Raw genomic sequence first — 26,039 nt, 5'->3', positions numbered from 1 at the left:
TTGACTCATGGAGGAATGCCTGCAATGACCACGCTCGCTCAGGATCTTCGCTATGCCGTGCGGCAGTTAAAGAAAACGCCCGCGTTTACGGTGACCGTGCTGCTTACGCTTGCGTTGGGGATCGGAGCGAATGCGGCAATCTTCACCTTGGTCAACAGCGTTCTGTTGCGGAGTCTCCCTGCAGCCAATCCATCAGCGCTGGTGCATGTCGGTGATTCGAACGACTGCTGTGTCGGCTCCGGTTGGCGGAGCGATGGCAACTATTCACTCTTTTCGACCACAACGTACGAGCAGATGAAGAAGGGCGCACCGGAGTTTGAGGAACTGGCAGCCATCCAGGCAGGCTTCACCTTCCGTCCGGTTACGGTGCGAGGAGATGAGCCCGACGCTCTGCCGAAATCGGTCATGGGAGAGTATGTCTCCGGCAACTACTTCCGAACCTTTGGACTGCGCCCCTATGCCGGGCGTCTGTTCACCGATGCGGACGATACAAAGGGCGCGCCGATGACGGCGGTGATCAGCTATGCCGCCTGGCAACGGGATTTTGCAGGCAATCCCAAAGTGGTGGGTAGCACCTTCTGGGTGAATACCAAGCCGGTCACCATCGTTGGCATCGCGCCCAAGGGGTTCTATGGCGACCGCCTTGTGGCTACGCCTCCGGACTACTACCTGCCGATCGAGACGATGCCTGCGATCATGAACGTGCCGTATGTCCATGATCCCAGCACAAACTGGCTGTACATCGTAGGTCGTGTGAAGCCAGGAACCGCAATGCTTCCTCTGCAGGAGAAGCTGAGTGGCATTCTGCGGCAGACACTGCTGCAGACACGGCTCAACTTTACCTCGGAAGCCGGCAAGACAAGGCTGGCCCGTTCTCACGTAACACTCACCCCTGGAGGAAACGGCATCCAGGTAATGCAGGAGGCATACGGCGCCCATCTCCACCTGTTGACCTGGATCGCAGCGCTGGTGCTTCTGGTGGCGTGCGCGAATGTTGCGAATCTGCTACTGGTGCGCGGCATGGCGCGAAAGGTCGAGATGTCGGTACGCGCAGCCATGGGTGCGGGGCGCGACCGTCTCATCCGTCAGTTACTGACCGAAAGTATTCTGCTCTCAGGAATCGGCGGCCTTCTCGGCCTGGTGATCGCGTACGGTGGAGCGCGAATCCTGCTGGCGCTGGCGTTTCCCGGCGAGCACGGAGTACCGATCGAGGCTGCTCCTTCCGCTACAGTCATTGCATTTGCCCTCGGACTCAGCCTACTGACTGGGCTATTGTTCGGTCTGGCTCCTGCGTTCGTTGCATCGAGGACGGAGCCGGCGGACGTACTGCGGAGCGGAGCCAGAACGACAACCGGCGGTACTCCCAAGCTGCAGAAGGTGCTGGTTGTCATTCAGGCGGCGCTCTCGTTTGTACTTCTGGTAGGCGCGGGACTCTTCGCACAGAGCCTGCGTAAACTCGAAAACACCGACATGAAGCTGGAGACACAGAACCGGTATATCGTCCATATCAATCCTCAGGCAGCCGGTTACAAGCAGACTCAGCTCGAAGCCCTGTATCGCGAGATGGAGGACCGATTCCACGCGGTTCCTGGAGTACAGAAGGTCGGCATCACCAGCTACACGCCGATGGAAGACAACAACAACGGCTGGGGTTGGAACGCGGAAGGTGTGCCGAATGTTAGCCACGGCGCCTCGGTCATACGTGTCAACCCGGAGTACTTCGACTCTGTCGGAACCAAGGTGCTTGCCGGGAGAGACATCGGCATCGGCGATACGCCGACAGCTCCCAGAGTTGCCGTTGTGAATCAGTCATTCGCGAAGAAGTTCTTCGGGGATAGCAATCCGATTGGCAGGCGTATTGGTACTTCCGAAACTCACCCTGGCGATTACGAGATTATCGGCGTGGTGCAGGATACGGTCTATACCACGGTGCGATGGACAGACCATCTCATGGTCTTTCTCCCAACGCTGCAACGAGTAGCGACGGATGGCCCCATAGAGGATGACCTCGGCCTCTATGCCGGAGCTCTGGTACTGCAGACCGATCGGCCCATCCGCGAGATGGAGACGATTGCTAGACGAACTCTCGTCGCCATCAACCCTAATCTAACCGTGGTAAAGTTCCAGACCTTCGATGAACAGATCGCTGATCGCTTCACCGAAGAGAGAATGCTCTCACGGTTAACGATGATGTTTGGCGGCCTGGCGCTGTTGCTGGCGGCTATCGGACTGTACGGAGTAACCGCATACACTGTCGTGCGCAGGACAAACGAAATCGGTATACGTATGGCCCTGGGAGCGGATCGGGGTGGTGTCATGGCCATGATCCTGCGTGGCGCCCTTCTGCAGGCAATCATCGGCCTTGCGATCGGGATTCCCGCCACTCTGCTCTGCGTGCGCTTTGTTCAGTCGCAGCTTTACGAGATCACGAGTGTAGACGCCGGCATTCTGCTGGGAGCACTCGCCGTGCTTGGTCTGGCGGCCTGCGTCGCGGGTCTGGTTCCTGCAAAACGTGCGGCATCCATCAATCCCGTGGAAGCTCTAAGGATTGAGTGATTGCATCGCCTACCAGATGGGCCTCCGAATCGTCTCATTTTTCTAAGAAGGGATAACTCGGTAAACAACCGATTGTTTATTTAGTTCGAACTTGACATTTATCTTTTGGCAATGCTCCTATGGTGCCGCTCAAAGCTGGCCAGCTTCGGCACCATGACGTCCCAATAAAATTCGAGGAGCATCTGCATGAGAATCACTCCCTTCAGCAGGCCAATGGCTCTGGCCTTCGCCATCGCTTGCGCCGTCGTCTTTGCCAGTACTATCGCTGACGCCCAGACATGGGTTCATCCAGGTATCGTCGTTAGCCCGCAACAACTTCTGGCAACCCGGAACGCGTATCAGACCGGAGATGCCACAGTTGGCAACCAGGTCAGCAAAGCCATGGCCTCCACCTATGGGTCCACGACATACGCCGTTCAGGGCTACTACCCCGGCGGCGTCAACCAATGCGGGGCAAATTCCAATCCCAACCACGGCTGCCAGGCTGCCGACAACGACTCGAACGCGGCCTATGTTCAGGCGTTACTCTGGTACATCACCGGCAACCAGACCTACGCCAACAATGCGATGAACATCCTGAATGCCTGGGCAAGCTTCCAGGGTTATGCCGGAACCAACGGTATCCCCTGCCCGAGCGGTACCGACTGCTCCAATGGTCCACTCCAGTCCGGCTGGGATGCCGAGAAGTGGCCACGCGCTGCCGAGATCCTCTACTACGGCCGCACATCCTCAGGAGCCAGCTCCGGGTGGTCCAGCACCAGCTTTAACAACTTCAAGAATATGCTGGTCAATGTCTATCAACCCGTTATCCAGAATGGATCGGGAGTCAACGGGAACTGGGACATGAGCATGATCGATGGCACCATGCAGATCGCCGTCCTGACCGAGAACCGCTCACTACTCAATCAAGCCCGCACCATGTGGCTGGGCCGGGTTCCCGATCTCTTCTATCTCAACGCGATTGATGGCTCCAGTCATGCGGCTTCGCCACGCGGTAATCCAAGCTGGTTCGGCCAAAGCATCTTCAACGCATCCACGGAGAATGTGAATCAGGAGACCTGCCGTGACCTTACGCACACAGAAGACAGCATCTCCTCGACCATCATGACCGCTGAGACCGACTGGATCCAGGGTGGTGAACTCTACACCGACACAAGCAATTCCACAGAGACCGGAGCCCAGGTCAAAGCGGAGGATCGGATCGTTGGCGCGCTGAACCTTATCTCTGGTCTCGAAGCACAGAACCCGGGGCAGAACAACATCATCACCGCGCCCTTCGACTTCTGCACCAGCTCCGGCGGAGTCGGTATCAACCAGATCAAACTGGGCTATGGCGCTACGTATGTCATCGGTTACAACGCCTACCATAACCGCCTAAATGTCGCCGCCATGCAAAACCAGCATGGAACAAGCGGCCAGCACGGTACCGCGAATACCTACAACTGGATCCAGAACAACGGCCTGAACCTTGCCCAGGATACCGACCACGGAAATCACATGACGTTGTTCGAGGCGCTGACACATACAGCCGAGGTCTGCACCCAGGCAAACAACTCCTCCTGGAATAGCATCGCCTACATTGCGCAGACCGGCTCTCCGACGGTGAAGTTCAACGCAACACCGTCGCAAAATAACGCCAATACGGTTGTGGGCCTCAGCAGCGGCACGCCGGCCGCATATGCCCAGCTAGCGGCTATCGTCCGTTTCAACCCATCTGGCTTCATTGACGCTTACAACGGCAACATCGGGGGCTATGCCGCGGTAAATTCAATTCCCTACACCGGCGGAACGAAATATAGCTTCTGGATGATTCTCAACATTCCCAACCAGACCTACGACGCCTACGTCACTCCCGACGGAGGGTCACAAGTGCAGATCGCCTCCGGCTACAAGTTCCGGCTGACCGCCACGACACTTGACCACGCGGTTTTGCATGCCGAAGTCGGCACGGACAACGTCTGTAGCTTCAACCTCCCTTTGGGAGGGAACTTCCCTCAATAAATCAACCTCTACCCCGATCTGGTGCCCCGGCTGGAACTGGGGCACCAGATCTTTACCTCGCAATTGACGGGAATCTAGCCGCAGAAATGGAGACGGACTATGATGGTTGCGCGATGAAGGCACCCACTCTACTCCTCCTTTTCGGCGCTCTTCCCCTTGCGGCGCAGCAGCGGCCCGCGATCGACGGCATCTCTCATATCGCTGTCTATGCGCGCGATATGGCCGCCGCACAACGATATTACGAACATGACATGGGCTTGAAGAAGGCTGCGGATCCGGAGAATTCGGCCGGCACCCGTTATTACGTCAATGCGACACAGTTTGTGGAGGTCCTGCCGCTGCCCGCACAGGCCGGCATTACCCGGCTGGATCACCTTGCCTACAAAACGGTCAACGCCGCAGGCCTGCGGTCGTATCTCGCTGCGAAGCATGTCGAGGTCCCCGCAACCATTCAGGCGTTGAATGATGGATCAAAAACCTTCTCGGTGAAAGACCCCGAAGGCAACACGGTGGAGTTCGTACAACCCGGAAAAGCAGACCTCAGTGGAGCCCAGCCGATCGGCACAAGGATAATCCATGTCGGCATGGTGGTGCATGACCGGGCAAAGGAAGACACCTTCTACCGTGAGATCCTAAACTTCCGGCCCTACTGGTATGGAGGCGGCACCGACGGCCGTACGTCCTGGGTCTCGCAGCAGACACCCGATGCTAACGAATGGCTGGAGTATATGTTGCCGCGTGAGGGCCAGGAACTGACCCAGAAACAGGCGGGCGTCATGAACCATTACTCTATCGGCGTCGTGAACATGGAACAGGCTGTTTCAACGCTGGCAGCGCAGGACCGCCTCAGCACCGAACATAGCCCCATGCAGATTGGCCGCGACGGAAAGTGGCAGTTCAACTCTTACGATGATGAAGGCACACGCACGGAGCTGATGGAGTTCACTCCAGTGATGACGCCATGCTGCTCGCCCATCACCGCTCCCCACCCGAAGCCTTAGCTCGTCGGCACGCTATGACAATACTTGCGACACAAACGGAGGCACTTCGACCGATGCGTATTGCAGCCTGTATCTGCGCAGCGGCGCTACTTGGCAGCACGATTCTCGCGGTAGGCCAGTCACCGGAGATACCCAAACACGGACGCGCGGTGAAGTTCTTTGACGGGAAGGACCTGGAAGGCTTCGATACGTTCCTCACCGGTGAGGGACTGAACTCCGATCCGAACCACGTCTTCACCATTGAGAACGGTGTCGTGCATGTTTCCGGCATGGAGATGGGTTACTTCATCACCAAGCAGGAATACTCCAACTACTATCTGCGCGCCGAGTTCAAGTGGGGTGAAGGAACTTACGGCTCACGGCAGGGCAAGGCGCGCGACAGCGGCATTCTTTACAACATCCAGGGCCCCCACAAGGTGTGGCCACGGTCGGTCGAGTTTCAGATCAATGAGGGATGTACAGGCGACTTCTGGATGACGGACGGCGCGGCGCTAACGGGCAAAGATGGTGTGCGTGTAACCGGTCCTGATGGCAAGGCTCTGAAGATCGATCGCTTCAACAAAGGGCCTTACCAGAACGTGGTGGGATATCGCGACCCGGTAAACGAGGTCGAAAAGCCGCACGGCGAGTGGAACGTGGTGGAGCTGGTCAACCGCAACGGTCACGTATGGCAGTACGTAAACGGCAAACTCGCCAACGAAGGGACGAACGCCTTCCCGTCCAGAGGCAAGATTCTCTTCCAGTCAGAAGGCGCCGAGATCTACTTCCGCAATATGAAGCTGTACCCGCTTAAATAAGATGTTCCACCCTTATGCGCCAAGGACGTTCTGCAGATAGGTATTGAAAAACTTGCGATTAGGATCATAGCGCGCGGTCAATGCGCGAAAGTCGTTAAGCCGTGGGTATAACTCGCTGAGCCGCTGATGTGACATGGTGAACACCTTCGCCCAGTGCGGACGAGCATCAAATGGGGCGAGCTTCTCTTCAATCAGAGGAAGTACACTCCGTACTGCCTTCTCTTCCGGCTTCCAGGTGAAGTGGATTGCCACGGAATCGCGCTTGTAAGCCGTGCTGAGCCACAAATCGTCCGCAGCGATGGTACGCAGCTCCGTAATGAAAAGATGGGGCGTAATTTTGTCACGCAACTGCTCCACCGCCAGAATGGCCTTATACGCCTGCGCGCGTGGCACAAAGTACTCCGACTGCAGTTCCGCGCCGCTGGATGGTGTGAAGTTCATGCGAAAGTGTGGAAGACGCTCGTACCATGGTCCCGGAACGCCAAGCTGCTCGGTGCAGTTCTCCGGGGAGTGTCCGGCCAGAGGATGGAGCTTCGTTTTCTGCAGCGTGGCGCCATAGAAGAGTGGCGGAAGAGCTGGCGTCGTCGAACCGGTGATGCTCTGTTTCAGCCATACCTGGGTCGCGCGATGACGCTGCCAGTCCGTAAAGAGACTGACGCTGTAACCCGAGCCGAAGATCGCATCCAGGTTGTGCTCCAGTTGATCGAACGACAGATTCTCATAGACGAGCTGCGAGATCTGAAATGTGGGCACAACTGCCAGCGTAATGCGGGTGACGACCAGTGCGCCTAGCGCCACAACAGCTCCATTAAACTCGTCACCATTGGCACTGCGTGAAAGTGTCTTGAGCTGCCCCGTGCCATCCACAAATTCGATAGCGCGAACCGCTGTGGAGAGGTTTCCATTGTGAATGCCAGAACCGTGTGTGGCCGTAGCACAGGCGCCCACGACAGAGACATGTGGCAGAGAGGCCAGGTTGTGCACGGCGAACCCTTGTGCGTCGAGCCACGGCGCAAGCTTCCCGTAGGTCACTCCAGCCGAGACCGTGACCGTGCCCGCTGCCTTATCCAGCGTCATCTCGGTCATGTTTTAAGTGAGATCTGATCGCCGGAGGAGTCGGCGATATCGTTGAACGAATGGCGCGCGCCGAGAGCCTTGGCATTTCTGAGAGATGCGACCAGTCGCTGCACCTCCTGCACGCTTCCAGGTTCATCCAGATGTGCAGCCTTATAGGTGTAGTTACCAGCCCAGTTGGTCCGGTTTGCCTTAGCCGCCGCCTGTTTTTGCTCCTGCCCGACGCCTAACCGCGAGAGCAGGGCTACCGCCATTACGGAACCAGACGTCTTCAAAAACTCACGCTTATTCATCGCCGCGCCTTTCTTTATAGCCAGTCACACTGCGGCTGTGTCGCTTGGTAGCGGTCGCAGTTTGTCTCATTCCTCAACCGAAATGCTTCATTGCTCGTTGCGGAGCGTTCCGATGCTAGTAAAGGTCCGCGGACGTCGTCAACAGTACCTCCGCCGGATGTTGCGCTTGCAGCCTGCGATGCGCGCGAGCCACGATTTCATTGGATACAGCAGTCAGATCGAATTACGCTTGAGTTTCGGCCGGGAAATGAATCGTGTTACGATATAAATGTAATGAAACGCTCCCCCAGAACGATTGAACGGAGGCAGATTCAGCTACTGGCTCCGTTCAATCAAAAAATCGGGCGTTTTCTCCAATTTAGTCAACAATTCGTAGTGAAGGCGGGCCTGCAGTCGCAACAGCGTCAGCCCTTGTTGCAAATTTCCGGCGCTCCGGATGGCACCCTGGCGGCGATCTCTTACATCGCAGATGTGGTGCGCCTTCGACACAATTCCGTGGTTGAGCGTCAAGGCAAATCAACTCCTCAAACGGCTCTCGCTATACCGGGCCGATGAAAGAAGGAAACCTTGCAGTCGGAACCATCGATACTTAGAGATTTCACAGTTGATAAACGAGTTTGGCTGCTTTCTGGCGTCGCAGTCGGCATCGGTATCTGTGCAACGCTGTTGGCGGTCCTGCTTCTACGCTGTATCGCATTTTCAACCAATATTTTTTACTATCACCGTTTCAGCAGCGCCCCCGTGTCTCCCGCAGGTAGTCCTCTAGGACACCTGATGGTCTTCGTTCCAATTGTGGGCGGCCTGCTGGTAGGTATTATGGCTCGCTTCGGCTCCGACAAGATTCGGGGACATGGTATTCCGGAAGCAATCGAAGCCATCCTGCTTCGCCGCGCGAAAGTCGATCCAAAGATCGCGATCCTGAAACCTGTCTCGGCGGCAATCGCCATTGGTTCGGGTGGTCCGTTCGGTGCGGAAGGTCCAATCATTATGACGGGCGGCGCGGCAGGATCACTGGTTGGACAGTGGATGCATGTTACCGACGCCGAACGAACCACGCTGCTTGTTGCCGGAGCCGCTGCTGGTATGTCGGCTACCTTCGCAACACCGCTGGCCGCTATTCTTATCGCGGTTGAGCTTTTGCTTTTTGAATGGCGGCCGCGCAGTCTGGTGCCAGTTGCGATTGCGAGTGCTACAGCCGCGCTCTTCCGTGTCTATTGGCTGGGCGCAGGGCCACTGTTCGCTATGCCCGCCATTGCGGAAGTTCATTTCGCTACCCTGTCCGTTGCGTCTCTTTTCCTGGGCGCATTCATCGGCATCGTCGCGGCGCTTATGAGCCGCATGATGTACGCCTTCGAAGACCTCTTCGAGCATCTGCATCTCCACTGGATGTGGTGGCCTGCAATTGGTGGTATCGGCATCGGTCTGGGCGGCCTTTTCTTCCCCCGTGGCCTTGGCGTTGGGTACGAAAACATTGCCGAACTGCTACAAGGGTCTGCACCACTTGCCCTGATCGTTGGAATCCTTCTGGCGAAGTCGCTGATGTGGGCTTTCTCGCTGGGATCGGGGACCTCCGGCGGTGTTCTTGCGCCGCTCCTCATGATCGGAGGCGCCGTTGGAGCGCTTGCTGGACATCTGGCTCACGCTTCGGCCGAAACCCAGGCTTTCTTTGCCTTAATCGGCATGGGATCGATGTTGGCCGGCTCCCTCGGTGTTCCCTTGACCGCAATTCTCTTCAGCCTGGAAGTAACGCATTGCCTGCCCGCGCTGCTGCCTCTTTCGATGGCCTGCATCGCGTCTTACCTGGTTACAGCGTTGATCATGCCTCGATCGATCCTGACCGAGAAACTCAGCCGGCGGGGCTTCCACCTCACGCGGGAATACGGTGTTGACCCGCTTGAGCTCGTGCTTGTCCGTGAAGTGATGTCTCCTCTCACAGCCGATCCCCCAGCCAACGCGCTCCCGCCTTTCTATGCCTATGACGATTCAACGACGCGCGGAGCAGCGGAGATTATGGCAACTGAAGGAGTAGAAGCATTACCGGTCGTCGAGCGGGCAACGGGACAGATATGCGGCGAACTCTCCATCAGGGGCCTGCTACGAGGCAGAGAACGCTCGATTGAGCGTGAAAACGAGCGTCTCCGTCTATTCGGATACGATCTCGACTAGCAGGAGATAGCGATCTCTATCGATCGGAGTGCTGGCGGATTAGAAGCTGCCGTGGCTGCCCAAAGCATTTCCCTGTTGCTGGGTGTCCCGGAAGAGGAGTGCAGCGGCGTCTTCATTGCGGAAAACGCCCATAGATGCGGAAACCCTACACCTACAGGGAAAAAGCTCTAAGCCGTCAGCGACTAAGATTCGCCACGCTACGCGCAGGATGGATCATTTGGCCCATTACACTGGTTCCGTGGAGACACACAAGCTCACTCGGCGTGAACTTTTGCTGCATGATGCGCTGGCTTTTTTCGTGCTGACGCTGATAACAGTGGCGCTGTTTGTGATGACACTGTTGCTGTTCCGGAGCTTTACAAACCATCGTTCAGAGCAGGCTCGCTCGTGGACGGCAAAGGGGCAAATGGCGCTGAACGCCGGGCACGCGGAAGATGCAGTGAAAGACTTTCGCACCGCACTGACATTTGCTCCGGGGGCCTCTGTGAATGAGCTATTGCTGGCACAGTCACTCGCCGCGGCAGGACCAAAGCATACCGATGAGGCGTACAACGCCTTTCTGGAGCTATGGGATGTCCACCCGGGCGACGGGCTGATCAACTTGCAGTTAGCGCGGATCGCGGCACGACGCAAAGACCCGACAGCAGCAGTCAGGTATTATCGCGCGGCGATTGATGGGCGGTGGGACGAGAATGGAGCAGTACACCGGCGCGAGGGACGACTGGAGCTAGCCCGATATCTGATCGCACAACATGATGAACCTGCGGCTCGCGAGGAACTGCTAGTCGTGAGAGGAAACTGGCCCAGAGACCCGGCAGTGCAACGAGAAGTCAACGATCTGCTCGCAAAGGCCGGTGCCGGTCAATGAGCGACACGACGCAACAGATGCCAGAGGAGAGCCCGTTGGATCCAAGGCAGCAGCAGCGGCGTGAAGAGCGGCTGTTTCTGCTGCTGTCGATTTTTATTGGAGTCATTGCCGGCTTACTGGTCGTATCGTTCCGGATGGCGATTGAATGGCTCCAGGTACTACTACTGGGATCGGTATCGGAACCCCATCAGCTGCGCATGATCCTCGTGCCTGCCGGTATCGGACTTGTCGTCGCAATTGCGACACGCTATGTATTTCCCGACGTTCGCGGCAGCGGTGTAAATCAGACGAAGGCAGCGCTATACATCCATAACGGATACATCTCCTTCAGGACAACGATTGGAAAGTTTCTGCTCTCGGCGCTTGCGATTGGCAGCGGGCACTCTTTAGGTCCGGAAGACCCCTCATTACAAATCGGCGCGGGGGTGGCCTCGCTGGTGAGCCGGCAGGTGGGAATCTCACGCAGGAAACTGCGGATCTTCGCACCGGTCGGCGCGGCGGCGGGTTTGGCTGCTGCATTCAATGCGCCAATCTCAGCAATCTTGTTCGTGATTGAGGAGGTCATCGGCCAGTGGAGCGCGGCGGTGCTGGGCTCCGTAGTGCTATCGGCTGTCGCAAGCGTCGTAGTAGCACGTGCATTTTGGGGCTCGGAGCCGATGTTCCGCATTCCAGAGGTGATGCTGCGCGATCCACGTGAGCTACTTGCGTACGCAGCGCTAGGATTTGCGGGCGGTGTTGCAGCCCTGATCTTCGCGAAGACCATTGGCTGGCTGCATCCGTGGTTACGGAAGCAACCACCGGCATTACGAATGCTGCAACCAATGCTGGCCGGTCTGATCGTGGGGACAATTGGCTATTTCGGTTTTCCCCAGGTGATGGGCGCGGGTTATGACGCCATCGATCAGGCAATGCACTCCCAGTTCACCTGGGAGATGCTGCTGATGCTGGCTGGCCTGAAGATTGCGGCAACGTCACTTTCTTTCTCCAGCGGAACGCCCGGGGGAATGTTCGCACCAACCTTGTTCATCGGTGCAACTCTCGGCGCGGCGCTCGGAGTATTTGAGAAGAAATTCTTCCCCGGCCTGACTGGCTCCACCGGCTCGTACGCGCTCGTAGGAATGGGCGTGTTGTTTGCCGCTTTCCTCCGCGCACCGCTGACCAGCGTCTTTATGGTGCTGGAGGTAAGCCAGAACTATTCAATCGTTCTGCCGGTAATTGTGGCGAACACAATTGCGTATACGTTGTCGCGGAGTTTGCAGCCGGTGCCAATCTTCGAGTTATTAACAAAGCAGAGCGGATTGGTGCTCCCCTCGATGGAGGAAATCCGCGAGGAAGACGAGCTGCGGTTGGAAGATGCGCTGCAACCCGTGACCGTGCCCGTGATCGAGGACTCCGTCAATGTGGCGGACGCGATGCAAGTGATGGAACAGGACGGCATAGCGCTGGTGCATTGTGCGGATGGACGATGGTATGTGATGCAGCGCGACGAGCTTGAAAACGCAGAACGCGAGACTCGGATCAGCGACTTGATGCACGGGGAGCGGACACCCGTGCTGTATCCGGATCAGCCACTGGCGAAAGCACTCCCGCATCTTGAACGGTGGGATCTTTTGCCGGTAATTAGCCGTGCAGGAGGGATGCTGGAGGGTGTCGTTACTCTTCCGGGGCTGATGAGACGCGATCCAATGGACTTAGCGGAAACCGACAAGCATTGACGCGCTCTCCGGGGTTCTGGGATCTACATGCCAGCAAAAAAACAGGGGACAATGGAGTCAACTGTGCTGTAAATTCGTGTTCGCACGTATTCAATCTGATCGAAACTTACCGAGCAATGATGCGGATTCGACTCGTAAGAATACGAAAACATATTGGAGCCAGCATCATGACATCTCGCCTTTCGTCCCTGCACTCCTGGCAACTCGCATTGATAGCCGTTGCTATCGCGGGAGCCCCCGGCAATATCGATGCACAATCTGCTCTCAATCCAAAGCAGATGAGAGCTCTGGGACAGGTTGATCCGCGCTTCGTCTCCTATAACGTAGAGGCCGTTGAGGTGACTGGCGGCCGCTTTTGGGCTCCCTTCAAGTCTTTCTCCAAGACTGCGCCGCCAGCTGCACCTGGAGATTTTGGTGGTATCCGCGACACCAACGAACCGCGCTTTAAATATCGCCCGCCGATTGATCTGTCCAATGCGAAGCTTCGGAAACTGGCGGCCGCGCTTGGACCGGCGTATGTTCGCGTAAGCGGAAGCTGGCGGAATTCGACGTATTTCCAGGATGACGATCAGCCCGCTATAAAGACACCTCCACCCGGCTTCCAGGGCGTGATGACCCGCGCGCAATGGAAAGGGGTGGTGGAATTTGCCAAAGCTGTCGATGGCGAGATCGTAGCTTCGGTTGCAACTAGTCCCGGGACACACAATGCCGAGGGCGTGTGGACCACAGATCAGGCGAAACAGTGGTTCGACTACACCAAATCCATTGGTGGACGTATCGCGGTCACTGAATACATGAATGAACCGACCCTTCTGAGCGTAGGTGGCGGCGGTGGCCAATATGGAGCAAAGGAGTATGCGAGAGACAGTAAGATCTTCGCCGAGTTCCTCAAGAAAGAGTCTCCCGGCACCATCTACATCGGCCCAAGCGGCGCCGCCGAAGGAGTCCCTCAAACACCAGATCTTCCCGGATTGAAACTAACCCCAACTGCCACCCTGATGACAGAGATCGGACCGCTGTTCGACGGCTTCTCGTATCACGTCTACTACACGCGCTCACATCGCTGTGCCCGTAACGAAGGCACGGAACTGAATGAGCTTCTTACCCAGGATTGGCTGGACCGCGGCAAGGTAGCGAATGCCTACTTTACCGCGCTTCGCGATAAATTTCTGCCCGGTAAACCAATCTGGCTCACAGAAACCGGCGAGGCTTCCTGCGGTGGTGACACCTGGGCGGCAGAGTTCGTGGACAGCTTCAGGCTCCTGGACCAATTCGGAAACCTGGCGCAGAGCGGTGTGAAGTCGATCATGTACAACACACTCGCGAGCAGTGATTACGGCCTCATCGACGAGGAAACCTATGAACCCCGCCCTAACTATTGGGCTTCCCTGCTGTGGAAGCAGACGATGGGGACACGTTCTCTTGATCCTGGACTTCCGCAAACTTCAGAGATGCGCACGTACGCGCAGTGCATGAAAGATTCGGCTGGAGGTGTCTCCATCCTTTTATTGAATCTTAGTAAAACAAATACACAAACAATACAGGTACCGACCTACGGCAGCCGATACACGCTTACATCACCAGACCTGTTGAGTAAGACAGTCTTCCTGAATGGACAGGAACTTCGGCTCGCTCAGGACGGCACAGTACCGCATTTGGAGGGAACAAAATTTCGAAAAGGTAAAGTTACTCTCCTTCCCCTTTCGATCAACGTTTTGACATTGCGCGGTGCCCACAATCCATCTTGCGGGAAGTAGCCTGCGCTGGAACAGCTCCTGTAATCCGTTCCCAAAATCTCTAACAGCTAGACTAAACTTCGCCCGCAAGCACCTGAGACAGATGGACGGCTCGCCGCGAACTGTTCTGTTCTACTGCCTCGCGGCAGGAGAACCCGTTCGCGACGACGATGTCTTCTGGACGCGCAGATCGGACCGCGGGAAGCAGGACCCGTTCGGCGAGCGTCTGAGAGACATCATAGTGCCCGGCCTCAAAGCCGAACGGGCCTGCCATACCGCAACATCCGGAATCGAGCAGATCGACCTCAGCGCCGGTGGCGCGCATAAGATCGACATCGTGTTTCATCGTCATCAATGACTTTTGATGGCAATGCCCTTGCACGACCAAGCGCCGGCCGGTAAGGTCTGGAATCTTCCAGCCACGTCGATTTTCGGCAAGGTACTGACTCAACATCATTGTCTGCTTCGCAAGTCGTTGCGCACGCGGATCCTCTGGAAAGAAGTTAAGAAGTTCATCGCGAAAGACACTGGCGCAACTTGGTTCGAGCATGACGACCGAGATGCCTGCCATAATTTGCGGGGCGAAGGTGTCGAGGATTTGACTCAGATAGTTCTTTGCAGCATGAAGAAAACCAAAATCGTAAAGAGGACGACCGCAACAGACGTGATGTTGAGGAACAGTAACGGGTATTCCGGCGTCCTCCAGCACACGATGCGCAGCATGGAGTGCATCGGGATGGAAGTAGTTGTTCCAGGTGTCCGGCCACAACAGGACATCTGCCTGTGCATTTGCCGGCTTCCATCCGTGTCGAGTGTTCCATTCCCTACGGAAGTTTCTCCTGGCAAACTGCGGAATCTTACGTTGCGGGGCAATGTGGAGAAGACGGCGCATCAAGGAGGAGGTAACACCGATCTTGCTGGGCAGGTTCGCAAGTCGAGGCGTGAATGAAGCGAACCGGGCCCAGCGGTCCATGAACCCGAAGACATAGTGCCGCATGGGATGGTTATAGTGCCCATAATAATGGGCAAGGAACTCTGCCTTCCACGTAGCCATGTCAACGTTTACCGGGCATTCAGTCTTGCAGGCCTTGCAGGAGAGGCAGAGGTCGAGTGCTTCACGCACTTCTTCGTTTTGCCATCTGTCCTTGATCGTCTCTCCCTGAAGCATTTCGAAGAGCAGGTGCGCGCGGCCTCGGGTGGAATGCTTCTCTTCGCGGGTTGCCATGTACGATGGGCACATGGTTCCCTGATCGACCTTGCGGCACGCTCCCACCCCCACGCACCGAGTGGTCGCTTCGCTAAAGAGTCCTCTGTCGCCGGGATAGGTAAACCATGTCTTCGGGGTCGCGGGCGAGTACGCTGGACTGATGCGCTGGTTTTCCGTGGCGTCATAGACGCGAACAGGATCGATCATCTTTCCCGGGTTCATGGCATTTGTTGGGTCCCACAGCGCCTTGAAGTCGCGAAAAGCCTCCATTAATTCAGGACCGAACATCTTCGGCAGCAGGAATCCGCGGGCCTGGCCATCGCCATGCTCGCCGGAAAATGATCCACCATATTTCAAGCAGATCTCAGCCGCTTCTTCGAGAAATCGACGAAAGTTCGCTACGCCCTGCGCACTACTGAAATCGAAGGTGATGCGCATATGGACGCAGCCTTGCCCGAAGTGCCCATAGATCGGAGTGCTGTAACCGTAGGAGCTGATCAGATGGAACAGGTCGCGGAGATATTGGCCGAGATTCTCCGGCGGGACAGCAGAGTCTTCCCAGCCCTCCCATCTATGGCGCTCACCGGGGACAAAGACGGTCGCACCCAAAGCCGATTCACGCACCTTCCAAACCCGAGCGGCCTCGGCGGGAGAATAGCGATCGACACTGGGATGCTCAGGGTAAAACTTTGCATCTTCCACGAACCGGTCAACGATGGCCTCCACCTCTTGCGGCGAGTTCGCCCCAAACTCACACAGCAGAAACCCGCGCCCTGGAGGCAGAAGCTTAACATCATCCACTGCGAGATTCTTGCGCAGCATGTAATCCACCAACAAACCATCGAATCCTTCAAGTCCGATCGGTTTGTGGCGGAGTACAAGGGGAACATGATCCGCAGCGAGAAAGGCATCCTTGAAGCCCAGTACAACCAGACGGCGATGCTGTGGGCTCGCCTTCAGCTCACAGGTCGCGCCGAGTATTGTGACACAGGTTCCCTCGGTTCCGACGAGAGCACGTGCCACGTTGAATCCGTTCTCGGGCAAAAGCTGATCGAGGTTATAGCCTGAGACGCGGCGAGGGATGTCGGGATATCGCTCGCGGATAAGTTGCGCGTATCTATCGCGGAGACGTTTGAGTCCGTCGTAGATCTGCCCTTTCCGACCACCGGCCGCAATGATGGTCTCAAGCTCCTCTTCACTGGTACGGCCCACGGTCATCCGCGTGCCGTCATAAAGCAGGATGTCAAGCTCTTCAATGTTGTCGACGGTCTTGCCGCCCATAAGAGCGTGTACGCCGCAGGAGTTATTCCCGATCATACCGCCGAGTGTGCAACGACTATGAGTAGCGGGGTCCGGTGCAAAGGTAAGCTCGTGTTTCTCGGCTTCGGTTCGGAGCGCATCGAGCACGATGCCAGGCTCTACATGTGCGAGACGCCGGCTCGGATCGAGCCAGGTAATGTTTCGCAGGTACTTCGAAAAATCGAGTACGACCGCTACGTTGCAGCATTGGCCGGCAAGGCTGGTGCCGCCTCCACGTGATAGTACGGGAGCGCCGAACTCTCGGCAGGCCGCTACCGTAGCAATCACATCTTCTATGGTGCGAGGAACAACGAGACCGATGGGGACCTGGCGATAATTGGATGCATCTGTCGCGTAGAGAGCGCGAGACGCTTCGTCGAAGCGGACCTCTCCTTGTACCACCTGCCGTAGGCGCTCTTCCAAACGCCGGGCGTCCCTGAAGAACTCATGGGGGTGCGGTAGGATCATCGGTTCCCGCGGTAGAACGACGAAGGGCGATGAAGCTTTCTGCATAAAGAGCCTACGGACCTCAACGAGGATGCTTACGAAGCGCTACGAGCAAGCAAGGATATCAGACTACCGACAGTCGGTATTGATGCAATCCGCAATAGGTGTATAACCCTTACCCACCTTTCTGCATGGTTTGTTGGCATGGACGCTACTATCGACTGCCTCTGAGATCAGTCGATAGTACAGAGACGCCCCTGCGGAGCTCGTGTGGAGTACAGCCGGCAAATCCAAGAATCAGGCCGGGCTTTTGTGTCTTCTTGAGTGCGAATGCTGAGAGCGCGCTCACCTCAAGTCCAAGCATGCTCGCCTGTTTTGACGCGAGCTTGTCGGATGCCCCGGCCGGAAGCCAGCCTATGGTTCGCATGCCCGCCGCAGCATCCTCAATGGTCAGCAAACCATCGAGGTGCTTTTGTGCTGCCTCCTTAAGGACGGATAGGCGTTCCAGGTATGTCTGACGCATCTTTCTCACATGAAGACCAAAATGCCCCTCCGTAATGAACTCGGCAAGAATGGCCTGGTCAAGCGTTGGGGGATGGCGATCTACAAAGCTGCGCGCGGCTTCGAATGCGTTCGCCAATCGCTCCGGCACCACCATGAAACCCAAACGAAGCGCATTGAACAGCATCTTGGTGAAGGTTCCGATATAGATGACTGAACCTGAGTGATCCAGGCTCTGCAGCGCGGCAACCGGACGCCCGTGATAGCGGTACTCGCCGTCATAGTCGTCTTCCACAATCCAGGCACCGATGCTCGCTGCCCAGTTCAAAAGCTCCAGGCGGCGATCGGCAGACATGGTAACGCCCAGGGGGAACTGATTTGCTGGGGTCACGTATGCCATTCTCGCCTTGGGGGAAAGTTTGCGTGCGGCTTTTACGTCGAAACCATCCTGATCGACCGGCACCGGAATGATCTTCGCTCCGGCCGCCCGTAGGGTCTGCGTGGTTCCGGAATAACCAGGATCTTCCATCCAGACGTGATCACCCGGGTCCAGCAGGAAGCGCGCAGCCAGATCCAATGCCTGCTGCGCTCCCGAAGTGACAATGATCTGCTCCGGCACACAACGTACGCCACGCGCCCCGCCAATATATTCGGCGATTGCGCGCCGCAGGGGCTGATAGCCTCCGGCAGCCCCGTGCCCGTAGAGCGAACGCGGTGCATGCCTGAGTACTCTCGACGCAACCCGGGACCACAGTTCCACCGGGAAGAGATCGATCGCCGGTTCGTAGGATCGGAATGCCTTACCCACCGAGTGGGACGGCGCCAGAAGATCGATCCCGTGAATCATCGCGCGGGCACGCTTCGACAGCGTTGCCTTGGAGGCGGGCACTTTCAGGGTGGAGCGCCTACGATTCGCCTGCAACCACTGACCCGGCATGATGGGGGCGACATAGGTACCGGAACTGACCTGGGTGCGAATGTATCCCTCCGACAGCAGTTGATCGAAGGCTGCGATGACGGTTCCGCGAGAGAGGCTGTATTGCTTCGCCAGACTGCGCGTGGATGGAAGCCGTGCGCCGGGCTTCAACCTGCCGCCGAGAATTGCGGCGCGAAGCTCGGTATAGAGCCAGCGCCACAGCTCCTGCTCGCCTTTGAGTGCGGGCAGGGACAGATCCTGAAATGTTTCCTTCTTTGGCATCGTTAATTAGATACCCCATCGCAAAGTGGACTACTCAACATTTCGATTATGGACCTTTCCGATGGTCCGTCGAACTCTATTCTGGAGGGGAAAGGAAGATCTACGAGATGCAATCACGACTGGACGCTCAGAAAACCTCCCCTGCGGCTTATAACGCGATGCTTGGTCTGGAGGCATTTCTCTGCAAGGCCTCAAAGCTGGAACCGTCACTGCTCGAACTGATCAAGATGCGCGCCTCCCAGATCAACGGGTGCGCCTTCTGCCTCGACATGCATTCGAAGGATGCGCGTGCACAGGGCGAGAGTGAGCAGAGACTCTATACGCTTTCAGCCTGGCGCGAGGCTCCGTTCTTCACTGATCGCGAGCGCGCTGCCCTGGAATGGACAGAGGCTCTCACGCTGATCACGGACGGACATGCGCCCGATGATACATACGAACGGGTTAAGCGATACTTCTCCCCTGAAGAGCTCGTTAACATTACCCTAGCGATCATCACCATCAACGGGTGGAACCGTATCGCAATCGGCTTCCGCTATGTTCCTGGTGAGTATCAGCCTGGTACCCACGAATAAGGAGGAAGTATGAAGAAAATACTCATGTGTTTATGGCTCATGGCAGGCACACTGGCAGCACAGGAAGCCAAAGTGACACCTCTACTCTCCAAAGACCTTCCGGATCTTCCAGGCAAGGAAGGCAGAATGCTCATCGTGGACTATTTGCCGGGCGGATCTTCGGCAGTGCATCGGCATAATGCCGACGTCTTTGTCTATGTCATAGAGGGCTCGGTAGTGATGCAGGTAAAAGGTGGAAAGGAAATGACGCTTACCGCCGGACAAACCTTCTATGAGGCGCCTGGAGACATTCACCTCGTCAGTAAAAACGCCAGTACGACGGCTCCGGCGAAGTTCGTCGTCTTCTTCGTGATGGACAAGGGTGCTCCCACTTCTATTCCCGTCAAATAGGGTCCCGTCAGCACCTGGAAGGATCCAGGTACTGACCACAGTTATCGAAGCATCTTTAGGACAGGTTTCGAGAGGATTGAAAATGGACAAGAAATGGCAGGCGAAAGACATCTATATCGTCTTCCTGAGACTGGCGCTTGGGACAGCATTCCTCTCCGCGGTCGCGGATCGCTTCGGTTTATGGGGGCCACTCGGAACGGGAAACGTGGGATGGGGCGACTTCTCCCACTTCATCACCTACACCCGGAAGCTGACCTCGATGATGCCAGCTTCCTCCGTACCAGCACTGGCCTGGATCGCAACCATCGCGGAGATTGTCTTCGGAATCGCCCTTATCCTGGGATGGCAGACGCGGCTCGCGGCCTTTCTCAGCGGCCTGCTGCTTCTTGTCTTCGGTCTCTCGATGATCTACGGACTTGGACTAGAGCCACCGCTGAGCTATTCGGTCTTTTCGGCATCAGCCGGCGCGTTTCTGCTTTCAACCTGCGACGAATACAGATTCAGTCTGGACAGCGTCAGTTCATAATGCTCACTCCGGGCGCAAGACTCATATCAACAGGATCAATCGAGCTTCTTCCTAGTGTCCTGAATCTAAAGTTAGCGCCATAAAGTAATGAGTGCGTTTGCTATCCAGAGCTTTAAAAAGCAGGTCCTTCACTTTGTTCGGGATGACAAACTTCGCTAAGAATTTCAGATTCACCATGCTAAAGTACCGAAACAATTCTGGATAGTCTGGGTGCCCCATCCATTGCATCGCCAGGTACCATCAAGGGTATAAGCGATGATCCAGGAATCCTTCCACCCCTACGACAAACTCTTCCTCCAGCTTGAGGGTTACCTCCCGTCAGCAGAGGACGGAGCCCACGATCTATCTCATCTTCAGCGGGTATGGCAGAACGCAAAAGCCATCCAGAAGTTAGAAGGCGGCGACCTGGAGATGCTGGCCGCCGCGGTACTACTGCATGATTGTGTCCAGGTTCCGAAAGATTCCCCACTCCGCTCTCGTGCCGCGGCTCTGGCCGCCGACCAGGCCCGGATTGTTCTGAAACAGCTCGAGTGGCAAGCAGATAGGATCGATGTGGTTGCCGCCGCAATCGAGAGCCATAGCTATTCGGCGGGTGTGACGCCTACCAGCCTGGAAGGAAGCATCCTCCAGGACGCTGACCGCCTCGATGCGATTGGATACGTCGGAATCGCACGCTGCTTCTATACCGCCGGCCGTATGGGCTCCGCGCTCTACCATCCCAATCAACCGGAGCCAATCGACAGGCTCGCAGATGATAAGCGTTTTGCACTCGATCACTTTCCGAAGAAGTTGCTCATCCTATCCGAGGGCTTTCGAACGCCCACCGGCAAACGGCTGGCAAAGGAGCGCCATACCAAATTGCAGGAGTTCTACACGGGGATGCTCGCCGAAATCGCACATTAGAGCATTTTCCCTGCAGATGTAGCCCAGAGCATCCGCATCTATGGGCGTTTTCCGCAATGAAAACGCCCATAGATGCCTCTTCCGGCATACCCAGCAACAGGGAAAATGCTCTAGAACCCTCCAAGCTAATTTAAAGTCACTTGTAACCGAAACGCAGATTCCTCAATCAAATGTGGAGAAGGATTGGTACCAAACAATGGCAAATTACACGAAAGACCCAGAAGCCGTTGCACGTCTGACACCTCAGCAGTTCCACGTTACCCAGGAAAGCGGAACCGAAAGACCGTTTCAAAACGAATTCTGGGATCATCACGAGCCTGGAATCTACGTTGACATCGTCTCCGGCGAGCCGCTCTTCTCCTCGTTTGACAAATTTGACAGCCACTGTGGCTGGCCCAGCTTTACCAAACCGTTGGAGAGTGAACACGTCGAGGAGTTCACCGATCGTACGCACGGCATGGTTCGTACCGAGGTACGTTCTGCACATGGGGACAGCCACCTCGGCCACGTCTTTGACGACGGCCCCAGTGACAAAGGCGGCCTTCGCTATTGCATCAATTCAGCCTCGCTGCGTTTTATTCCTGTAGACAAGCTCGAGAGCGAAGGTTATGGCGATTACCTGAAGCTATTCAAGAAGGAGCAAAAATAATATGAGCCAAGAGACTGCCATCCTTGCCGGCGGATGCTTCTGGGGAATGCAGGACCTGCTGCGCCGTTACCCCGGCGTCATTTCGACTCGCGTAGGCTACACCGGCGGTGAAGTGCCCAACGCCACTTATAGAAATCACGGCAGCCACGCAGAGGCGATCGAAATCATCTTCGATCCCGCCAAACTGAGCTATCGAAAGCTGCTTGAGTTCTTCTTCCAGATTCACGATCCCACGACACGCAATCGTCAAGGCAATGACGTCGGCACCAGCTACCGTTCCGCAATCTTCTTCACCACGGACGAACAGAAGCAAATCGCCGAGGACACCATCGCCGACGTGAATGCTTCCGGCCTCTGGCCAGGAAAGGTCGTCACGGAGGTCGCTCCCGCAGGTCCTTTCTGGGAAGCGGAACCAGAGCACCAGGATTACCTGGAGCGAATCCCGAATGGATATACCTGCCACTTTATCCGGCCGGACTGGGTGCTTCCGCACCGCTCGCAGCCTGAGGTTCAACAAGTAAATAATTGAGACCGCGAGAAGTTGCCCCGTTCTTCGCAGTTTTATCGCGAAGCTGGGGTCCCCGGTGAACTTGTTCGGTGGGTTTAGCGTGGGGTGTCGCGCTTCGCGCGAATAGAAGAGATTGATACGAGTGGTCGGGAAAATGAAGGCCGGGCCCATGTCTCCGAGCGACACCACCCAACGAACGGGTTCGTTGGTGCCCCCCGGACATGGGGTACCCCATGCATGGACTAGAGCATTTTCCTTGTTGCTGGGTATCCCTGAAGGGGCGTGCAGCGGCGTTTTCATTGCGGAAAAACGCCCATAAAATGCGGATGCGCTGGACTACACCTACACGGAAATGCTCTATCCCGAATTTTTCGATATATCCTAGTTTTTCACCGGACTTTTCGTTGCGGTAGCAGCCGCTCCCACGCGCACGCTTCCGCGCAGCCGGATGTCGTCTGAAGATGCACCGATCATCACATCGAATATGCCCGGTTCGACAATAAAGTCATGGCGCGTGACGTCGTAGTATGCAAGATCTTTGACCGGCACCGTAAACTCCACGTGACGCTTCTCCCCCGCCTTCAGCTCGATGCGTTCGAATGCCCGCAACGATTTGATCGGTTGAGCCACCCTGCTGGCCCGCTGATGAGTATAGAGTTGTGGCACTTCGCTGCCAGTCAACTCTCCACTGTTCTGAACATCGAAGGAGATGGATATCTTCCCGTTCTGCGTCACAGGCCCAGGAGAAACCTTGAGATCACTGAATTCGAAGCGGGTATAGCTTAGTCCGTGCCCGAATGGATACAAGGGCACTCCCTTGAAGTACATATAGGTGTAGCCCTTCGAAACGTCATATTCGTTCTGCGGAGGAACGCCGTCGAGACTGGCGTAGACGGTATACGGCAGGTGCCCTCCCGGATTATCCATCCCAAAGAGAGCCCGAGCGATTGCTGTCCCACCGAACTCACCTGGGTACCAGGCCTCAAGAATCGCCGGAACATGATCTTGCGCCCACGTCGATGCGATAGGCCCCGCGTTCATCAGCACAACAGCCGTCTTCGGGTTTGCGGCAAACACAGCCTCGAGCAGATTTTCCTGATAGCCGGGAAGGTCCAGACCGCGGCGATCATGCCCTTCCGCCTCGACTCGAGCATTGGTACCGAGACAAAGGATAACAACGTCTGCCTGTTTCGCAAGGCTTATTGCCTTTTCCATTTCCTCGCCGTTTACTTGCTCCACGAAGCCAACGCCCTGAGCAAAATCGACTCGAACGGAATCCCCAAGCAACTGCTTCAATCCCGCAACGACGCTCGTTTTGTGCGCGGGAGTTCCGTAGTAGTTGCCGGTCTCGTATTCCTCTCCGCCCGCGGGCCCGATCACTGCAATCCTATGGACCGCGTCTCGGTGGAGCGGCAGAAAGCTTTGCCGGTTGCTCAACAGGGTGAGTGACTTCGCGGCCAGCTTTTGAGCGAGTTCGAGATGTTCTGGCGCACGAACCACATCCATCGACAGCCTGGCATACGGGCTCGCCTCGGGCGGATCGAATGCGCCGAGGCGAAAGCCTACGCGCAAAACGTTCCGCACTGCTCCGTCCAGTTCTTTTTCGGTGAGAAGTCCTTGCTTGACCGCAAGAGGAAGGTTCTTCTCAAACTCCGCATCATCCGAATCATTGCCTGCTTTAATAGCTTCGGCCGCAGCAGCAACGGGATCTTCTGACCATCTCTGACCAGGTTCCGAGCTATTCCGATTGTTCCCTCCACCCGTAAGAAGGTGAACCGCACCGAGATCATCCGTGACAAACCCGTCGAACCCCCATTTCTTTCGAAGGATGTCCGTTAGAAGATAGTGATTCACGGCGTCGGGTGTCCCGTTGATTGCGTTATAGCTGGACATCACGGACTGTGCGTGACCCTCCATGATTGCGGCTCTCCAATGAGGTAACCAATACTCAAAGAGGTTGCGTTCGTCGACTGCTGCTGAGAGATGTTGCCTGCCGGTCTCAACGTTGTTGACTGCGAAATGCTTTACAGTTGCCGCTAATTTAAGATGATTGATGTCGTCGCCCTGTAAGCCGCGGATGTAAGCAACTGCAAAACGGCTCGTCAGTAGTGGATCTTCGCTGAATACTTCCTGGATGCGGCCCCATCGTGGGTCACGGGAGATGTTGATCACCGGTGAGCGAAAAACAAGTCCATGCCTGGACCGCGGTCCATCCGCGCGGGCGTTATAGAGAGCGCGCGCTTCATCACTCATCTTTTCCGCCACAGTATGAACCAGTCCAGGATCCCAGGTCGCACCCATAGCTATGGGCGCAGGAAAAAGCGTTGTCGGTTGCTTGGACCAAACCCCATGAAGTGTCTGGTTCCATCCGCCCCACATTGGAATTCCCAACCTTGGAATTCCCTGGTTTAGATGATTCAGTTGCTGAGCCTTTTCCTCAAGCGATAGCCGCCCGATGAGATCCGTGATGCGTTCCTCAATCGGAAGCTTTGTATTACGAAATGCCGGCGTTTGTGAGTTCTGCGCCAGCATCACTCCTCCGAGACACAGGCACAGTACTGAAGCAAACAGTTTCATACAAGCTTCCTTTCAAAACACCACAGAGATTGCTGCGTCAAAGATCATCGGAATGAGGCCACATGCCTCTCGCGCACGCGACACGCCGATTCACCGTAAGATCAGACAGCGAGACGAAAGGTACTACCTTTACAGCAAAGACGTCAATGAGTATTTGATTCTGGGGCGTTATGCTATATCGCCAAAAATCGGAAGATTTCCTGAATTATCGACGATCAAGCGTCGCAGACAATCATCTGTAGCCCAAATGGATTGCCGTAAATGTACGCCCATTAGGAGAGAAATCACTCAGATTGGGGGAGGCTCCTCGGGCCATGTCTTCGATGACGGAAAGTCCTCAAAAAATCTTCGAATCAACGGTGCATCCCTCTTCCGATCTAGAATCAAAGATGCGTGCAGACCCCACTTCTCTCCCTCTTTCACAGTGGGACCGTCGCCATACTTGCTGCGTTGGCTCCCCTTGGTCTATGGGGACTGGGTGTGCTGGCGGCCATCGATTCTGCGTCGATCTACGTTCCGATTGACGCGCTCGTTATTGGATATTCAGTCCACGACCACCGTAAATTTCTTCTCTATTGTCTTGTTGCGGCATCGGGTGAGGCCTTCGGCAGCCTGGTTCCCTTTTATCTGGGCCGGGCAGGCGGTGAACTCTTCCTGATGAAGAAGATTGATCGCGCCCGATATGACAAGCTTCGCGACCGCTTCGAACGACAGGAGTTTCTAGCCATCATGATTCCTTCTATGATGTCGCCTCCGATACCGGTAAAGATTTTCCTGTTTGCAGCCGGGGTCTTCGAGATGCGGGTGATGTCGCTCTTTTGCGCCGTCTTCGCAGGGATGTTTATTCGCTTTGGCGTGCTGGCTATCATCGCGATGCTCTACGGTCCACGGATTCTTCAAATTATCGGGTCTGCGATGAAGGATCATAGAACGATCGTGCTGGCAGCAGCAGGAGTTCTTGTCTTACTGATCGTGATCCAGGTCGTTCGAAAGGTCCTCGATCGGATGAAAGGCGTACCGTTTCCGATGGAGGATTAGACGGATCCTCTGCATAG

At 56.2% G+C, this 26,039-nt stretch carries 21 protein-coding genes; 16 read left to right on the top strand and 5 right to left on the bottom strand.

The annotated features are described in order from the left end of the window. The first annotated feature begins 24 nt into the window (after nucleotides 1-24). The 4 genes from OHL21_RS15655 to OHL21_RS15640 all read left to right on the top strand — a co-directional run bounded on the left by OHL21_RS15655 (nucleotide 25) and on the right by OHL21_RS15640 (nucleotide 6,355). Nucleotides 25-2,556 carry an ABC transporter permease gene (locus tag OHL21_RS15655; protein WP_263418219.1) on the top strand — a complete coding sequence of 844 codons (2,532 nt, stop codon included), beginning with the start codon at nucleotides 25-27 and terminating at the stop codon, nucleotides 2,554-2,556. A 186-nt stretch (nucleotides 2,557-2,742) separates the two neighbouring features. Beyond that, nucleotides 2,743-4,557: an alginate lyase family protein gene (locus OHL21_RS15650; RefSeq protein ID WP_263418218.1), complete on the top strand. Its 1,815-nt coding sequence runs from the start codon at nucleotides 2,743-2,745 to the stop codon at nucleotides 4,555-4,557. A 113-nt stretch (nucleotides 4,558-4,670) separates the two neighbouring features. Then, nucleotides 4,671-5,558 carry a VOC family protein gene (locus OHL21_RS15645; RefSeq protein ID WP_263418217.1) on the top strand — a complete coding sequence of 296 codons (888 nt, stop codon included), beginning with the start codon at nucleotides 4,671-4,673 and terminating at the stop codon, nucleotides 5,556-5,558. 53 nt (nucleotides 5,559-5,611) lie between these two features. Beyond that, entirely contained in the window at nucleotides 5,612-6,355 is a 744-nt protein-coding gene (locus OHL21_RS15640) for a 3-keto-disaccharide hydrolase (protein ID WP_263418216.1), read from the top strand. Nucleotides 6,356-6,367: 12 nt separating this feature from the next. On the opposite strand, the gene OHL21_RS15635 is transcribed toward OHL21_RS15640, so the two are convergent. Both OHL21_RS15635 and OHL21_RS15630 read right to left on the bottom strand, forming a co-directional pair. Then, nucleotides 6,368-7,441: a D-arabinono-1,4-lactone oxidase gene (locus tag OHL21_RS15635; RefSeq protein ID WP_263418215.1), complete on the bottom strand. Its 1,074-nt coding sequence runs from the start codon at nucleotides 7,439-7,441 to the stop codon at nucleotides 6,368-6,370. Next, nucleotides 7,438-7,722 carry a hypothetical protein gene (locus OHL21_RS15630; protein WP_263418214.1) on the bottom strand — a complete coding sequence of 95 codons (285 nt, stop codon included), beginning with the start codon at nucleotides 7,720-7,722 and terminating at the stop codon, nucleotides 7,438-7,440. Before OHL21_RS15630 ends, OHL21_RS15635 begins: the two co-directional genes overlap by 4 nt. Before the next feature lie 273 nt (nucleotides 7,723-7,995). On the opposite strand from OHL21_RS15630, the gene OHL21_RS15625 reads away from it, so the two are divergent. The 5 genes from OHL21_RS15625 to OHL21_RS15605 all read left to right on the top strand — a co-directional run bounded on the left by OHL21_RS15625 (nucleotide 7,996) and on the right by OHL21_RS15605 (nucleotide 14,228). Continuing rightward, the gene (locus tag OHL21_RS15625) at nucleotides 7,996-8,277 is read left to right on the top strand and encodes a hypothetical protein (RefSeq protein WP_263418213.1); all 282 of its coding nucleotides are present in this window, start codon (nucleotides 7,996-7,998) and stop codon (nucleotides 8,275-8,277) included. 219 nt (nucleotides 8,278-8,496) lie between these two features. After that, the gene (locus OHL21_RS15620; protein WP_263418212.1) at nucleotides 8,497-9,888 is read left to right on the top strand and encodes a chloride channel protein; all 1,392 of its coding nucleotides are present in this window, start codon (nucleotides 8,497-8,499) and stop codon (nucleotides 9,886-9,888) included. Nucleotides 9,889-10,105: 217 nt separating this feature from the next. After that, nucleotides 10,106-10,756 (top strand): tetratricopeptide repeat protein, encoded by a 651-nt coding sequence (locus tag OHL21_RS15615; protein ID WP_263418211.1) that lies wholly within the window; start codon nucleotides 10,106-10,108, stop codon nucleotides 10,754-10,756. Next, nucleotides 10,753-12,471: a chloride channel protein gene (locus OHL21_RS15610; RefSeq protein ID WP_263418210.1), complete on the top strand. Its 1,719-nt coding sequence runs from the start codon at nucleotides 10,753-10,755 to the stop codon at nucleotides 12,469-12,471. Before OHL21_RS15615 ends, OHL21_RS15610 begins: the two co-directional genes overlap by 4 nt. 167 nt (nucleotides 12,472-12,638) lie before the next feature. Further along, a complete protein-coding gene (locus OHL21_RS15605) occupies nucleotides 12,639-14,228 on the top strand; it encodes a hypothetical protein (RefSeq protein WP_263418209.1) in 1,590 nt (529 codons plus the stop codon). A 52-nt stretch (nucleotides 14,229-14,280) separates the two neighbouring features. On the opposite strand, the gene OHL21_RS15600 is transcribed toward OHL21_RS15605, so the two are convergent. Both OHL21_RS15600 and pdxR read right to left on the bottom strand, forming a co-directional pair. After that, on the bottom strand, nucleotides 14,281-17,181 hold the full coding sequence (locus OHL21_RS15600) for an FAD-binding and (Fe-S)-binding domain-containing protein (RefSeq protein ID WP_263418208.1): 2,901 nt from the start codon (nucleotides 17,179-17,181) through the stop codon (nucleotides 14,281-14,283). Between the two features lie 193 nt (nucleotides 17,182-17,374). Then, nucleotides 17,375-18,859 (bottom strand): MocR-like pyridoxine biosynthesis transcription factor PdxR, encoded by a 1,485-nt coding sequence (gene pdxR, locus OHL21_RS15595; protein ID WP_263418207.1) that lies wholly within the window; start codon nucleotides 18,857-18,859, stop codon nucleotides 17,375-17,377. Between the two features lie 107 nt (nucleotides 18,860-18,966). Between pdxR and OHL21_RS15590 the strand changes: the two genes are divergently transcribed. The 6 genes from OHL21_RS15590 to msrA all read left to right on the top strand — a co-directional run bounded on the left by OHL21_RS15590 (nucleotide 18,967) and on the right by msrA (nucleotide 22,428). Beyond that, nucleotides 18,967-19,431 carry a carboxymuconolactone decarboxylase family protein gene (locus OHL21_RS15590; RefSeq protein ID WP_263418206.1) on the top strand — a complete coding sequence of 155 codons (465 nt, stop codon included), beginning with the start codon at nucleotides 18,967-18,969 and terminating at the stop codon, nucleotides 19,429-19,431. A 9-nt stretch (nucleotides 19,432-19,440) separates the two neighbouring features. Further along, complete coding sequence (locus OHL21_RS15585) at nucleotides 19,441-19,821, top strand: cupin domain-containing protein (protein WP_263418205.1); 381 nt, start codon at nucleotides 19,441-19,443, stop codon at nucleotides 19,819-19,821. An 82-nt stretch (nucleotides 19,822-19,903) separates the two neighbouring features. Continuing rightward, the gene (locus OHL21_RS15580) at nucleotides 19,904-20,347 is read left to right on the top strand and encodes a DoxX family protein (protein WP_263418204.1); all 444 of its coding nucleotides are present in this window, start codon (nucleotides 19,904-19,906) and stop codon (nucleotides 20,345-20,347) included. Between the two features lie 255 nt (nucleotides 20,348-20,602). Beyond that, a complete protein-coding gene (locus OHL21_RS15575; RefSeq protein WP_263418203.1) occupies nucleotides 20,603-21,250 on the top strand; it encodes an HD domain-containing protein in 648 nt (215 codons plus the stop codon). Nucleotides 21,251-21,446: 196 nt separating this feature from the next. Continuing rightward, entirely contained in the window at nucleotides 21,447-21,899 is a 453-nt protein-coding gene (msrB, locus tag OHL21_RS15570; protein ID WP_263418202.1) for a peptide-methionine (R)-S-oxide reductase MsrB, read from the top strand. Nucleotide 21,900: 1 nt separating this feature from the next. Beyond that, nucleotides 21,901-22,428 carry a peptide-methionine (S)-S-oxide reductase MsrA gene (gene msrA, locus OHL21_RS15565; RefSeq protein ID WP_263418201.1) on the top strand — a complete coding sequence of 176 codons (528 nt, stop codon included), beginning with the start codon at nucleotides 21,901-21,903 and terminating at the stop codon, nucleotides 22,426-22,428. A gap of 360 nt (nucleotides 22,429-22,788) precedes the next feature. Here msrA and OHL21_RS15560 read toward each other — a convergent pair whose 3' ends face one another. Then, nucleotides 22,789-24,984, bottom strand: coding sequence for a glycoside hydrolase family 3 C-terminal domain-containing protein (locus OHL21_RS15560; protein WP_263418200.1), 2,196 nt, complete (start codon nucleotides 24,982-24,984; stop codon nucleotides 22,789-22,791). Between the two features lie 393 nt (nucleotides 24,985-25,377). Between OHL21_RS15560 and OHL21_RS15555 the strand changes: the two genes are divergently transcribed. Then, the gene (locus tag OHL21_RS15555) at nucleotides 25,378-26,022 is read left to right on the top strand and encodes a YqaA family protein (protein ID WP_263418199.1); all 645 of its coding nucleotides are present in this window, start codon (nucleotides 25,378-25,380) and stop codon (nucleotides 26,020-26,022) included. Nucleotides 26,023-26,039: the final 17 nt, after the last annotated feature.

This window comes from Terriglobus albidus (assembly GCF_025685425.1).
GTDB classification, from domain to species: domain Bacteria; phylum Acidobacteriota; class Terriglobia; order Terriglobales; family Acidobacteriaceae; genus Terriglobus; species Terriglobus albidus.
The sequence above is the reverse complement of the archived record's forward strand: the minus strand, read 5'-3'. Positions and strand labels throughout refer to the sequence as shown.